Genomic DNA, 14,348 nt, shown 5'->3' with positions numbered 1-14,348 from the left:
CGTCCGTGGTGCGGAAGTAGAACTGCGGGCGGTAGTTGTTGAAGAACGGCGTGTGCCGGCCACCCTCGTCCTTGGACAGGATGTAGACGTTCGCGTCGAACTTCGTGTGCGGGGTCGTCGTGCCCGGCTTGATGATGACCTGGCCGCGCTCGACGTCCTCGCGCTTGATGCCACGCAGCAGCAGGCCCACGTTCTCGCCGGCCTGGCCCTCGTCGAGCAGCTTGCGGAACATCTCGATGCCGGTGACCGTCGTGGTCTGCTTGTCGGGACGGATACCGACGATGTCGACGGTCTCGTTGACCTTGAGGATGCCGCGCTCGATGCGGCCGGTGACGACCGTGCCGCGACCGGTGATCGTGAAGACGTCCTCGATGGGCATGAGGAAGGGCTTCTCGGTCTCGCGCTCGGGCTGCGGGATGGAATCGTCGACGGCCTGCATCAGCTCGAGAACCGACTCGCCCCACTTGGCGTCACCCTCGAGCGCCTTGAGCGCCGAGACCTTGACGATCGGAGCGTCGTCGCCGTCGAACTCGTACTGGGTCAGCAGCTCGCGGACCTCGAGCTCGACGAGCTCCATGATCTCCTCGTCGTCAACCATGTCGGCCTTGTTCAGCGCGACGACGATGTAGGGGACGCCGACCTGGCGGGCCAGGAGCACGTGCTCCTTGGTCTGCGGCATCGGACCGTCGGTGGCTGCGACCACGAGGATCGCGCCGTCCATCTGGGCCGCGCCGGTGATCATGTTCTTGATGTAGTCGGCGTGCCCGGGGCAATCGACGTGCGCGTAGTGGCGCTGCTCGGTCTGGTACTCGATGTGCGCGATCGAGATCGTGATGCCGCGCTGCCGCTCCTCAGGCGCCTTGTCGATCTGGTCGAACGCCTCGGTGTTCGGGTTCAGCGCCGGGTACTTGTCGTGCAGCACGCGGGAGATGGCAGCGGTCAGCGTCGTCTTGCCATGGTCGATGTGACCGATGGTCCCGATGTTGACGTGCGGCTTCGTCCGCTCGAACTTGGCCTTCGCCACGATGGATCCCTAACCCTTCGGTTGTTGCGGTGAAGCTTGCTTCGCCGCGCTGTGTTTGTTGCCTTCAGTCAATGCATGTGAAATTGGGGGGCGTTGGGGGCGAAGCCCCCAACTGGCTACTCGCCGGTCGCCTTCGCGATGATGTCCTTCGCGACGTTCGCCGGCACCTCGGCGTAGCTGTCGAACTGCATGGAGTAGCTGGCCCGCCCCTGGGTCTTGGACCGCAGGTCGCCGACGTAGCCGAACATCTCCGACAGCGGCACGAGCGCCTTGACGACGCGAGCACCGCCGCGCTCCTCCATGGCCTGGATCTGGCCGCGGCGGGAGTTGATGTCGCCGATGACATCGCCCATGTTGTCCTCGGGCGTGATGACCTCGACGGCCATCATCGGCTCGAGCAGCACCGGTTGCGCCTTGCGGGCAGCGGCCTTGAACACCATCGAGCCGGCGATCTTGAACGCCATCTCGGAGGAGTCGACATCGTGGTAGCCACCGTCGAGCAGCGTGAACTTCACGCCGACCAGCGGGTACCCGGCGAGGATGCCGTACTGCATGGCCTCCTGCGCGCCGGCATCCACCGAGGGGATGAACTCCTTGGGGATGCGGCCACCCGTGACCTTGTTCTCGAACTCGTACGTCGGGCCGTCGGGCGTCATCTCCAGCGGTGCCAGAGCGACCTGGACCTTCGCGTACTGCCCGGAACCACCGGTCTGCTTCTTGTAGGTGAGGTCCTCGCGCTCGACGGTGCGACGGATGGTCTCGCGGTAGGCCACCTGCGGCTTGCCGACGTTGGCCTCGACCTCGAACTCGCGACGCATGCGGTCGACGAGGATCTCGAGGTGCAGCTCGCCCATGCCGGAGATGACGGTCTGGCCGGTCTCCTCGTCGTTCTGGACGCGGAACGTCGGGTCCTCTTCGGCCAGCTTCTGGATCGCGGTGCCCAGCTTGACCTGGTCGGCCTTGGTCTTCGGCTCGATGGCGACGTCGATGACCGGGGCCGGGAACGTCATGGACTCCAGGACGATGGGCTTGGCCGGGTCGCAGAGCGTGTCACCGGTGGTGGTCTGCTTCATGCCTGCAACGGCGATGATGTCGCCCGCTCCGGCGCGCGCCATCTCCTCACGCTTGTTCGCGTGCATCTGATAGATCTTGCCGATCCGCTCCTTGCGGTCCTTCGTCGAGTTCAGGACCTGAGCCCCGTTCTCGACGACGCCGGAGTAGATGCGCACGAAGGTCAGCTTGCCGAGGAACTTGTCGGTGGCGATCTTGAAGGCCAGGCCGGCGAACGGCTCGGACTCGTCGGGCCTGCGATCGGCGGTGGTCTCGCCGTCCTGGAGCAGACCGTGCACCGCGCCGACGTCCAGCGGTGAGGGCAGGTAGTCGATGACCGCATCCAGCATCGGCTGGACGCCCTTGTTCTTGAAGGCCGAGCCGGTCAACACCGGGTTGACGAAGTCGGCCAACGTCGCGCGCCGGATGGCGGCCTTGACCGTGGCGACATCGAGGTCGGCTCCGTCGAGGTAGGCCTCGGCGATGTCGTCGTCGACGTCGGCGAGCTGCTCGATGAGCTTGTCGTGGTACTCCTTCGCCTGGTCGGCGAGATCGGCGGGGATCTCTTCGACGGCGAAGTCCTCGCCCAGCTTCGTCTCGCCGCGCCAGGTCAGCGCGCGCATCTCGACCAGGTCGACGACGCCGATGAAGTCGGCCTCGTTACCGATCGGGAGCTGCAGGACGAGCGCATTGCTGTTGAGGCGGTCGCGCATCATGTCGACGCAACGGAAGAAGTCGGCACCGGTGCGGTCGAGCTTGTTGACGAAGCACATGCGCGGAACGCTGTACTTGTCGGCCTGGCGCCAGACGGTCTCGGTCTGCGGCTCGACGCCGGCGACACCGTCGTACACGGCAACCGCGCCGTCGAGCACGCGCAGCGACCGCTCGACCTCGACCGTGAAGTCGACGTGGCCGGGGGTGTCGATGATGTTGATCGTGTGGTTGTCCCAGGTGCAGGTCGTCGCGGCGGACGTGATCGTGATGCCGCGCTCCTGCTCCTGCTCCATCCAGTCCATCGTGGCCGCGCCGTCGTGGACCTCACCGATCTTGTAGTTGATACCGGTGTAGAAGAGGATGCGCTCGGTCGTCGTGGTCTTGCCCGCGTCGATGTGCGCCATGATCCCGATGTTGCGGGTCGTGGCGAGTTCGGCGTTGTCAGCCATGTGTTCTCGTCTTCCTTACTGCGGGCGGTCGTGCTCGGATGCTTGTCGGGGTCCCCGACAAATTTTCGAGCGAAGCAAGAAAACTTGGTGGGGTTTCTTACCAGCGGTAGTGGGCGAAGGCCTTGTTGGATTCGGCCATCTTGTGGGTGTCTTCGCGACGCTTGACGCTGGCGCCGAGGCCGTTGCTGGCGTCGAGGATCTCGTTCATGAGGCGCTCGGTCATCGTCTTCTCGCGACGCTGACGGGAGTAGCTGACCAACCAACGCAGCGCGAGGGTGGTGCTACGGCCCGGCTTGACCTCGATCGGCACCTGGTAGGTGGCGCCACCGACTCGGCGGCTCTTCACCTCGAGGGTCGGCTTCACGTTGTCCAGCGCGCGCTTGAGGGTGATGACCGGGTCGGCGCCCGTCTTGTCGCGGGTGCCTTCCATGGCGCCGTAGACGATGCTCTCGGCGGTGGACTTCTTGCCGGACAGCAGCACCTTGTTCACCAGCTGGGTGACCAGCGGGGACCCGAAGACCGGGTCGACGACGAGGGGGCGCTTCGGCGCGGGGCCCTTACGAGGCATTAGCTCTTCTCCTTCTTCGCGCCGTACTTGCTGCGGCCCTGCTTGCGGCCGCGCACACCCTGGGTGTCGAGCGAGCCGCGAATGATCTTGTAGCGGACGCCGGGGAGGTCCTTCACCCGGCCGCCGCGCACGAGCACGATCGAGTGCTCCTGCAGGTTGTGCCCCACGCCGGGGATGTAGGCGGTGACCTCGATCTGGCTGGTCAGCCGCACGCGCGCGACCTTGCGCAGCGCGGAGTTCGGCTTCTTCGGGGTTGTCGTGTAAACGCGGGTGCAGACACCACGTCGCTGCGGCGAACTCTTCAGTGCCGGCGTCTTGGTCTTGTCGACCTTGTCCTGCCGGCCCTTACGGACCAACTGCTGGATCGTAGGCATGCGGCCTGCAATCTCCCTCTGCTAGTGACTTTGCGCGATATGTCGGACTTCGAAGCAGTGCACGCCGACGCGGCACACCCCATGAAACCTGCTGTTGTGTTGTCACAGGCCCCGAACTGCGGGCCCTGGATGAGTACTTCCGATCCCCGCGGTCGGGCGTGTCATGCCCGTCCGTGACGATCTGTGTGCCGGCGCAGCACTGCTGCCGTTCCGGCTGTTCCTACCTGGATCTACCCGTCTCATCCGGCGCCAACCGCCGATCGTCAGGCGATCGTCGAGCTGCTGCACCACGGGCACACCATCAGCGCCCGCATGTTTCCGGGCACGATTATCGAGAGTACTCGTGCGTATCCGGAGGTCCAAATCCGCCCCGGGGCCCCTAACCTCGGCGGATGCTGATCCGCGACGCGACGGCCGCTGATGCCGTGAGCTGCGCGGCCGTCTATGCACCCTACGTCCAGGACACCGCCGTCAGCTTCGAGCTCGAGGCACCGTCTGCGGCCCAGATGGCTGAACGGATTGCCGCGGCGCAGCAGGGGCACGCCTGGTTGGTGGTTGCGGACGCGAGGCAGGTGCTGGGCTACGCGTACGGCGGGGAGTTCAAGTCCCGCGCCGCGTACCGATTTGCCTGCGAGGTCAGCGTCTACCTCGCGCCCGGTCTGGGACGTCATGGTCTCGGTCGGGCCCTGTACGACGTCCTGCTTCCCCGCCTGGCACAGCTCGGCTACCACCAGGCCGTGGCCGGCATGACGCTGCCCAACGCCGCCAGCGAGGGCCTGCATCGGGCGTTGGGCTTCGAGCCAGTTGGCGTGTACCGGGCCATCGGGTGGAAGTTCGAGCGCTGGCACGACGTGCTGTTCGTCCAACGCCCCCTGCTCGACTCCCCCGACCCACCCGATCCGCCAGCCCTGCGCTGAGCCCGCACCCCGCCCCTCCCGACTTGTCCGCCCCTCAACCCGGCAGGGCGTGTCAAGAAGCGGACAACTCGAGGTGGCAGCCGGCGTCGGCCGACTTGTCCGCCCGTCAAACCGCTATCGCGTGTCCGCGCGCGGACAACATCGCCAACCGAGACCGCGAGAGGTGATCCACAGGCCGGTTCGTAATCCACAGCTGGCGTTCTCAACCTGACGGAGTCCACCGATACGGGTCACGGTGGCACTCGTGCTTCCCCGCCCACTGTTGCAGCAGCGCCAACCGCGCGCCGAGGAGCTGCTAGCCGTTCCACCGGCGATCAGGTATCTGGCGTGGTCACAGGCGGGCGTGCTTCGGCGCTCGCAGCTGCGCCGCCTCGGGGTCACACCGAGTGAGATCGACGCCGCCGTACACGCCCATCGGTGGCGGGCCATGGGTCGCACGGTTGTCGTGCTGAGCAACGCACCCCTGACGGCGACCCAGCGGCAGTGGGTCGCAATGTTGCTGGTGTCCAAAGCAGTCGCGCTCGCCGGTCCGAGCGCGGCAGCGTCCGCAGGTCTGGCCGGGTTCGAGCCGGACAAGGTCCACATCGTCGTTCCCCATGACACGCATACCGCGTTGCCGTCTTGGGTCAAAGTCCACGAATCGCGGCGGTTCTCGGCACAAGACGTGCGCCGGGGTTCCGGCCCACCGAGGACGTCGACGGCGCGGGCCGTCTTGGACACGGCGTGCTGGTCGACCAGTCCGCGCCGTGCATGTGCGGTCCTCTGCGCGGGGGTGCAGCAGCAACTTCTCACCGCGGGCCATCTCGAGAATGAGCTACGTAAAGCAGGCCGGGTCCGGCACGCCGCCATTATGCGGGCGATCCTCGGCGATATCGGCGGTGGTGGCCACACGCTGGCCGAAATCGAGCTGGGCCCGATCGCACTGCGCGCCGGGCTGCCACGGCCACGTCGTCAGGCGCTGCGACGGGATCCGCACGGCCGATGGCGATACGTCGACGCCGAATTTGATCTGCCGGACGGCGTCGTGCTGGTCGTCGAGGTCGATGGCGCGGTGCATCTACAGCCCCGGTCGTACTGGGACGACCTCGACCGTCAGAATGAGATCGTGATCGACGGCAGTCCGGTTCTGCGCTTCGCGTCGCTCGGAGTCCGGCTGGCGGAGCAGCGGGTCGTCGATCAGCTGCGTCGGATGCGACGTGCGCACACCCCGTGAACCGAACTTGTCCGCCCGTCATCCCGTCGGGGCGTGTCGTAGGGCGGACTACTCCGAGGATGTCCGCAGCGCACCACGAGCTGTCCGCCCCTCAACACGTCGACGCGGGTCGAGGGGCGGACAACTCGGTGGGGGCGGCGCAGGGCGGGCGGGCGGCGCGGGGCGGGCGGCGGGGGGGGGGGGACGGACGGACGGACGGACGGGCGGGCGGACGAAGACGCGAAACGGGCCGGCTCCCCGAAGGGAACCGGCCCGTCTTTGCGAACTACCTACCTGTAGTCGTCGTAGCCGAACTCGTCGAGCGGGACGGCCGGGCCGAGCTGGTTGTTGCCGAACCCGTAGTAGTCGTTCTCGTCGTAGCCGGCCATGCTGAAGGCAGCAGCACGCGCTTCTTCAGTGGGGGCGACGTCGACGTTGCGGTACCGGGCGATGCCGGTGCCGGCCGGGATCAGCTTGCCGATGATCACGTTCTCCTTCAGGCCGACGAGCGAGTCGCTCTTGGCCGAGATGGCCGCGTCGGTGAGGACGCGGGTCGTCTCCTGGAAGGAAGCTGCCGACAGCCACGACTCGGTGGCCAGCGAGGCCTTGGTGATACCCATGAGCACCGGACGGCCCGAAGCCGGCTCGTTGCCCTCGGCCACCACGCGCCGGTTCTCGCTCTCGAACATCGTGCGCTCGACGAGCGAGCCCGGCAGGAACTCGGTGGCACCCGACTCGATCACCGTGATGCGCTTGAGCATCTGGCGGATGATCACCTCGATGTGCTTGTCGTGGATGGCGACACCCTGCGAGCGGTACACCTCCTGGACCTCGCGGACGAGGTGCAGCTGCACCTCGCGCGGGCCCATGATGCGCAGCACGTCGTGCGGGTTGACCGCACCCGAGATCAGCTGCGTACCGGCCTCGACCGAAGCGCCCTCGTTGATCAGCGGACGCGCACGCCGGCTGATCGGGTACTCCTTCTCCTCGTCACCGTCGTCGGGGGTGATGATGATCCGCCTTGAGCTGCCCTTGGAACCGTCGGACTCCTCGATGCGCACCCGACCGCTGGCTTCCGCGATGGGCGACATGCCCTTGGGGACGCGAGCCTCGAACAGCTCGCCCACCCGGGGCAGGCCGTGCGTGATGTCGTCACCGGCAATGCCGCCGGTGTGGAACGTACGCATGGTCAGCTGGGTGCCGGGCTCACCGATCGACTGGGCGGCGATGATGCCGACCGCCTCGCCGACGTCCACGAGCTTGCCGGTGGCCAGCGAGCGGCCGTAACAGCTGGCACAGGTGCCCAGCGAGGACTCGCAGGTGAGGACCGAGCGGACCCGTACCTCACTGATGCCGGCCTCGATCAAGGTGTCGATCAGGACGTCGCCCAGGTCGGTGCCGGCGGCCGCGATGACCGTCTTGCCCTGGCTGATGTCCTCGGCCAGGACGCGGGCGTAGACCGAGGTCTCGACGTGCACGTCCTTCACCAGGGTGCCGTCGGCCAGCTTGTCGGCGATCACCATGGCGAGGCCGCGGTCGGTACCGCAGTCCTCCTCACGGATGATCACGTCCTGGCTGACGTCGACGAGACGACGGGTCAGATACCCAGAGTCGGCCGTACGCAGCGCCGTGTCGGCCAGACCCTTGCGAGCACCGTGGGTAGCGATGAAGTACTCGAGCACCGATAGGCCCTCGCGGAAGTTCGCCTTGATCGGGCGCGGGATGATCTCGCCCTTCGGGTTCGCGACCAGGCCGCGCATACCGGCGATCTGCCGCATCTGCATCATGTTTCCGCGCGCACCGGAGTTGACCATGATATAGACCGGGTTGTTCTTCGGGAAGTTGGCTTCCATCTCCTTGGCGACCTCGCTGGTCGCCTTCGTCCACACCTCGACGAGCTCCTGACGGCGCTCCTCCTCGGTGATGACGCCGCGCTGGTACTGCTTCTCGATCTTTTCGGCATCCTTCTCGTAACGCTCGAGGATCTCGGCCTTGCGCGGCGGCGTGACGACGTCGTCGATGGCGATCGTGATGCCCGACCGGGTCGCCCAGTGGAAGCCGGCGGCCTTGAGGTTGTCCAGCGTGTTGGCAACCTCGACCTTCGGGTACCGCTCGGCCAGGTCGTTGACGATCGGGCCGAGCTCCTTCTTGGTCACCGGATAGTTGACGAACCGGTAGTTCGGCGGCAGTGCCTCGTTGAACAAGCACCGGCCCAGCGTCGTCTGCAGCAGCAGCGGCTGACCCGGCTCCCAGCCCTCCGGGGCAGTCCACTTCTCGTTACCCGCGCCGTTATCGACCGAGGTGACGTTCTTGAGCCGGATCTGCACCGGCGACTGCAGGTGCAGGGACCCGATGTCGCGGGCCATGACCGCTTCGGCCTCAGAGGAGTACACGTGCCCGGCACCGTCACCGTCTGGACGCACCGCAGTCAGGTGGTACAGGCCAAGGATCATGTCCTGGGTCGGCATCGTGACCGGGCGGCCGTCGGCCGGCTTGAGGATGTTGTTCGTCGACAGCATCAGGATCCGCGCCTCGGCCTGGGCCTCGGCCGACAGCGGCAGGTGCACCGCCATCTGGTCACCGTCGAAGTCGGCGTTGAACGCCGTGCAGACGAGCGGGTGGATCTGGATGGCCTTGCCCTCGACCAGCTGCGGCTCGAAGGCCTGGATGCCCAGGCGGTGCAGCGTCGGTGCGCGGTTGAGCAGCACCGGGTGCTCGCGGATGACCTCTTCCAGGACGTCCCACACCACCGGGCGCGCGCGCTCGACCATGCGCTTGGCCGACTTGATGTTCTGCGCGTGCGACAGGTCGACCAGACGCTTCATGACAAACGGCTTGAACAGCTCGAGCGCCATGCCCTTGGGCAGGCCGCACTGGTGCAGCTTGAGCTTCGGGCCGACGATGATGACCGAACGGCCGGAGTAGTCGACTCGCTTGCCGAGCAGGTTCTGACGGAACCGACCCTGCTTGCCCTTGAGCAGGTCCGACAGCGACTTGAGCGGGCGGTTGCCCGGTCCGGTGACCGGACGGCCCCGGCGGCCGTTGTCGAACAGGGCGTCGACGGACTCCTGCAGCATCCGCTTCTCGTTGTTGACGATGATCTCGGGCGCGCCGAGGTCGATCAGTCGCTTGAGGCGGTTGTTGCGGTTGATGACGCGCCGGTACAGGTCGTTGAGGTCGGAGGTCGCGAAGCGCCCACCGTCGAGCTGCACCATCGGACGCAGGTCCGGCGGGATGACCGGGACGCAGTCGAGCACCATGCCCTGCGGACTGTTGGTCGTGGCCAGGAAGGAGGCCACCACCTTCAGACGCTTGAGCGCACGGATCTTCTTCTGGCCCTTGCCCGAACGGATCGTCTCGCGCAGCGACTCGGCCTCGGCGTCGAGGTCGAAGTTCTTGAGCAGCGTCTGGAGCGACTCGGCGCCCATGCCGCCCTCGAAGTAGTCGCCGAAGCGGTCGCGCAGCTCGCGGTAGAGCAGCTCGTCACTGATCAGCTGCTTGACGTCGAGCTTGCGGAACGTGTCCATGACCTCGTCGAGACGGTCGATCTCACGCTGAGCGCGGTCGCGCAGCTGACGCATCTCGCGCTCGCCGCCCTCGCGCACCTTGCGGCGGACGTCACTCTTGGCGCCTTCGGCTTCGAGCGCAGCGAGGTCGGTTTCGAGCTTCTTGGCGCGGGTGTCGATATCGGAGTCGCGCTTCTTCTCGAGCACGCTCTTCTCGGCACTGATCTCGGCCTCGATCGTCGGGAGGTCGCGGTGGCGCTCCTCGTCGTTGACGGCCGTGATCAGGTACGCGGCGAAGTAGATGATCTTCTCGAGATCCTTCGGCGCGAGGTCGAGCAGGTAACCCAGGCGCGACGGGACGCCCTTGAAGTACCAGATGTGCGTGACGGGTGCGGCGAGCTCGATGTGGCCCATGCGCTCACGACGGACCTTGGCCCGGGTGACCTCGACGCCGCAGCGCTCGCAGATGATGCCCTTGAAGCGGACGCGCTTGTACTTGCCGCAGTAGCACTCCCAGTCCCGGGTCGGGCCGAAGATCTTCTCGCAGAAGAGTCCGTCCTTCTCCGGCTTCAGGGTGCGGTAGTTGATGGTTTCGGGCTTCTTCACCTCGCCGTGGCTCCACTGCCGGATGTGATCCGCGGTGGCCAGGCCGATACGCAGCTCGTCGAACACGTTGACGTCGAGCAAGGGTTCCTACCTTCTTGGTGCTGGGTTCGTGCGGGTGACGGACTGGTCCTGCGCCGGCCGGCGGGCCGGTGCAGGACGTCCGATCAGACTTCTTCGACGCTGGACGGCTCGAAGCGCCGGGACAGGTCGATGCCGAGCTCCTCGGCGGCGCGATACACATCGTCATCGGTGTCGAGCATGGTGACCGTGTTGCCGTCGCTGGAGAGCACCTCGACGTTGAGGCAGAGGCTCTGCAGCTCCTTGAGCAGCACCTTGAACGACTCGGGGATGCCGGGTTCGGGGATGTTCTCGCCCTTGACGATCGCCTCGTACACCTTGACGCGGCCGAGGATGTCGTCGGACTTGATCGTCAGCAGCTCCTGCAGTGCGTAGGCCGCACCGTAGGCCTGCATCGCCCAGCACTCCATCTCGCCGAAGCGCTGGCCACCGAACTGCGCCTTACCACCTAGCGGCTGCTGGGTGATCATCGAGTACGGCCCCGTGGAGCGGGCGTGGATCTTGTCGTCGACGAGGTGCAGCAGCTTGAGGATGTAGGTGTAACCCACCGACACCGGCTCGGGGAACGGCTCGCCGGAGCGGCCGTCGAACAGCCGTGCCTTGCCGCTGGACCCGATCAGCTGGTCACCGTCGCGCGTCTGGAACGTGGAGGCGAGCAGACCTGTGATCTCCTCCTCGCGAGCACCGTCGAACACCGGGGTGGCGACGTTGGTGTTCGGCTCGCCCTGACGTGCGGCATCCGGGAGCTTGCTCGCCCACTCGGGGCTGCCCTCGATGTTCCAGCCCGTCTTGGCGACCCACCCGAGGTGGATCTCCAGGATCTGGCCCACGTTCATCCGGCCGGGGACACCGAGCGGGTTAAGCACGATGTCGACGGGCGTGCCGTCCACCAGGAACGGCATGTCCTCGGGCGGCAGGATCTTGGCGATGACGCCCTTGTTGCCGTGGCGTCCGGCGAGCTTGTCACCGTCCTGAATCTTGCGCTTCTGGGCGATGTAGACGCGAACCAGCTCGTTGACGCCGGGCGCCAGCTCGTCGCCGTCCTCACGGCTGAAGACGCGCACGCCGATGACCTTGCCCGCCTCGCCGTGCGGCACCTTCAGCGACGTGTCGCGGACCTCGCGGGCCTTCTCGCCAAAAATGGCGCGCAGCAGGCGCTCCTCCGGGGTCAGCTCGGTCTCGCCCTTGGGCGTGACCTTGCCGACCAGGACGTCACCCGGGACGACGTCCGCGCCGATGCGCACGATGCCGCGCTCGTCGAGGTCGGCAAGGACCTCCTCCGAGACGTTGGGGATGTCGCGGGTGATCTCCTCGGCGCCCAGCTTCGTGTCACGGGCGTCGACCTCGTGCTCCTCGATGTGGATCGAGGTGAGGACGTCGTCCTGGACGATGCGCTGGTTGAGGATGATCGCGTCCTCGTAGTTGTGACCCTCCCACGGCATGTAGGCGACCAGCAGGTTCTTGCCCAGCGCCATCTCACCGGTGTCGGTGGACGGGCCGTCGGCGATGACCTGCCCGACCTCGACGCGGTCACCCTCGTCGACGATCGGCTTCTGGTTGAAGCTCGTGCCCTGGTTGGAGCGGGCGAACTTCTGCAGCCGGTACGTCTGGTGGGTGCCGTCGTCGGCCATGACGGTGATGTAGTCGGCCGACAGCTCCGTCACCACACCCGGCTTCTCGGCGTGCAGGACGTCGCTGGCGTCGGTGGCGGCGCGCAGCTCCATGCCGGTGCCCACGAGCGGGGCCTCGGCACGCAGCAGCGGCACGGCCTGACGCTGCATGTTGGCGCCCATGAGCGCGCGGTTCGCGTCGTCGTGCTCGAGGAACGGGATCATCGCGGACGCGACCGACACCATCTGGCGCGGTGAGACGTCCATGTAGTCGACCTCGTTGCCCTCGAGCAGCTCGACCTCGCCACCCTTGCGCCGGCCCAGCACCTTCTCCGTGAAGACACCCTGGGCATCGATGACGGCGTTGGCCTGCGCGATGACGAAGCGGTCTTCCTCGTCGGCGGACAGGTACGCGATCTCGTCGGTGACCCGACCGTCGTCGACCCGGCGGTACGGCGTCTCGACGAAGCCGAACGCGTTGACCCGGCCGTAGCTGGCGAGCGAGCCGATCAGGCCGATGTTCGGGCCTTCCGGGGTCTCGATCGGGCACATCCGGCCGTAGTGGCTCGGGTGGACGTCACGGACCTCCATGCCCGCACGGTCACGGGACAGGCCGCCCGGGCCCAACGCCGACAGGCGACGCTTGTGGGTCAGGCCGGCCAGCGGGTTCGTCTGGTCCATGAACTGCGAGAGCTGCGACGTGCCGAAGAACTCCTTGATGGAGGCGACGACCGGCCGAATGTTGATCAGCGTCTGCGGCGTGATGGCCTCGACGTCCTGCGTGGTCATGCGCTCGCGGACGACGCGCTCCATGCGGGACAGCCCGACGCGGATCTGGTTCTGGATCAGCTCGCCCACGGTGCGCAGGCGACGGTTGCCGAAGTGGTCGATGTCGTCGGTCTCGTAACCGTCCTCGCCTGCGTGCAGGCGGATCAGGTACTCGATGGTCTTGACGATGTCGTCCTCGGTGAGCGTGCCGTTGAGGATCTCGGTGTCGCCGCCGAGCTTCTTGTTGACCTTGTAGCGGCCGACCTTCGCGAGGTCGTAGCGCTTGCCGTTGAAGAACAGGTTCTCCAGCAGGGCCTGCGCCGACTCGCGCGTCGGCGGCTCGCCCGGGCGCAGCTTGCGGTAGATGTCGAGCAGGGCCTCGTCGGTCGAGCCGATGTGGTCCTTCTCCAGGGTGGCGAGCAACGTCTCGGACCAGCCGAAGTGCTCGCGGATACGGTCCTCGGTCCAGCCGAGGGCCTTGAGCAGCACGGTGACGGGCTGGCGGCGCTTGCGGTCGATGCGAACGCCGACCGTCGAGCGCTTGTCGACATCGAACTCGAGCCACGCGCCGCGGCTGGGGATGACCTTGACGGCGTAGACGTCGACGTCGGAGGTCTTGTCCAGCGAGCGGTCGAAGTAGACGCCCGGCGAGCGGACGAGCTGGCTGACCACGACCCGCTCGGTGCCGTTGATGATGAAGGTGCCCTTGCGGGTCATCATCGGGAAATCGCCCATGAACACCGTCTGCGACTTGATCTCGCCGGTGGTGTTATTGGTGAACTCCGCGGTGACGAACAGCGGCGCCGCGTAGGTCATGTCCTTGTCCTTGCACTCCTCGATGGACGCCTTGACGTCCTCGAAGCGCGGGTTGGAGAAGGACAGACTCATGGAGCCGGAGAAGTCCTCGATCGGGGAGAGCTCGGTGAGGATCTCCTCGAGACCGGACTGGGCGCCGGGGACGGTGTTTCGGGTCTGCCACAGCTCGTTGCCGACCAGCCAGTCAAAGGACTCGGTCTGCAGCGCGAGAAGGTTGGGAACTTCAAGGGGCTCCCGGATCTTCGCGAAGGAGGTCCGGAGCGGTGCTCCCGGAATGCCTGACCTGGTGGAGGTGGAACGTGACTTGCCGGAGCGCGAGACTGCCAAGATGCGTCCTTCCAAGGACCGAGTGCTACCAGAGCCGTACCCGCTGCCGTTGTTGCCACGGTGGCACCGGCCTGGAGACCAGGCCAGGACCCGTCGGAACGGGGCACCACGAAACAGGCCGCTGGATACTCACGTAGTCAGCGGGCCGTCAGGGCATAAGAGGGCAGCGCAAAGAACGACAATAGCCGTTCACGGCGCGCCAAGCAAGCACCGTCAAACCGCCGCGCACGTCGGCCTGCGGCCGGGCGACCCACGACGGCGCTGATGGAACTGTGCGCCGATCGGGTGCGGACGGATCAATTGCTCTTCGCCGTGCCAGCAAAGAGTGCCCCGCCCCGCCCCGGTCGTC

At 66.6% G+C, this 14,348-nt stretch carries 8 protein-coding genes; 2 read left to right on the top strand and 6 right to left on the bottom strand.

What is annotated here, in order from left to right; all coding sequences use genetic code 11:
• The 4 genes from tuf to rpsL all read right to left on the bottom strand — a co-directional run.
• On the bottom strand, window positions 1-1,024 hold a 1,024-nt coding region (tuf, locus tag ACFFC4_RS16905), incomplete at its 3' end, for an elongation factor Tu (protein ID WP_375502983.1).
• 116 nt (window positions 1,025-1,140) lie between these two features.
• Window positions 1,141-3,237: an elongation factor G gene (gene fusA / locus ACFFC4_RS16900; RefSeq protein ID WP_375502981.1), complete on the bottom strand. Its 2,097-nt coding sequence runs from the start codon at window positions 3,235-3,237 to the stop codon at window positions 1,141-1,143.
• Window positions 3,238-3,334: 97 nt separating this feature from the next.
• Window positions 3,335-3,805 carry a 30S ribosomal protein S7 gene (rpsG, locus tag ACFFC4_RS16895; RefSeq protein ID WP_375502979.1) on the bottom strand — a complete coding sequence of 157 codons (471 nt, stop codon included), beginning with the start codon at window positions 3,803-3,805 and terminating at the stop codon, window positions 3,335-3,337.
• Window positions 3,805-4,179, bottom strand: a complete 375-nt coding sequence (gene rpsL / locus ACFFC4_RS16890; RefSeq protein WP_375502977.1) for a 30S ribosomal protein S12 — start codon at window positions 4,177-4,179, stop codon at window positions 3,805-3,807. The genes rpsG and rpsL overlap by 1 nt, the downstream gene beginning before the upstream one ends.
• Window positions 4,180-4,571: 392 nt before the next feature.
• On the opposite strand from rpsL, the gene ACFFC4_RS16885 reads away from it, so the two are divergent.
• Complete coding sequence (locus ACFFC4_RS16885) at window positions 4,572-5,096, top strand: GNAT family N-acetyltransferase (protein ID WP_375502975.1); 525 nt, start codon at window positions 4,572-4,574, stop codon at window positions 5,094-5,096.
• Between the two features lie 712 nt (window positions 5,097-5,808).
• Window positions 5,809-6,309: a hypothetical protein gene (locus tag ACFFC4_RS16880; RefSeq protein ID WP_375502973.1), complete on the top strand. Its 501-nt coding sequence runs from the start codon at window positions 5,809-5,811 to the stop codon at window positions 6,307-6,309.
• A 269-nt stretch (window positions 6,310-6,578) separates the two neighbouring features.
• On the opposite strand, the gene ACFFC4_RS16875 is transcribed toward ACFFC4_RS16880, so the two are convergent.
• Together ACFFC4_RS16875 and rpoB are read right to left on the bottom strand one after the other, a co-directional pair.
• Entirely contained in the window at window positions 6,579-10,481 is a 3,903-nt protein-coding gene (locus ACFFC4_RS16875; protein ID WP_375502971.1) for a DNA-directed RNA polymerase subunit beta', read from the bottom strand.
• 83 nt (window positions 10,482-10,564) lie between these two features.
• A complete protein-coding gene (rpoB, locus tag ACFFC4_RS16870) occupies window positions 10,565-13,999 on the bottom strand; it encodes a DNA-directed RNA polymerase subunit beta (protein WP_375502969.1) in 3,435 nt (1,144 codons plus the stop codon).
• Window positions 14,000-14,348 lie beyond the last annotated feature (349 nt).

This window comes from uncultured Jatrophihabitans sp. (genome assembly GCF_964244045.1).
Taxonomy (GTDB): Bacteria; Actinomycetota; Actinomycetes; order Mycobacteriales; family Jatrophihabitantaceae; genus Jatrophihabitans.
This window is presented reverse-complemented; position numbering and strand designations above follow the sequence as displayed.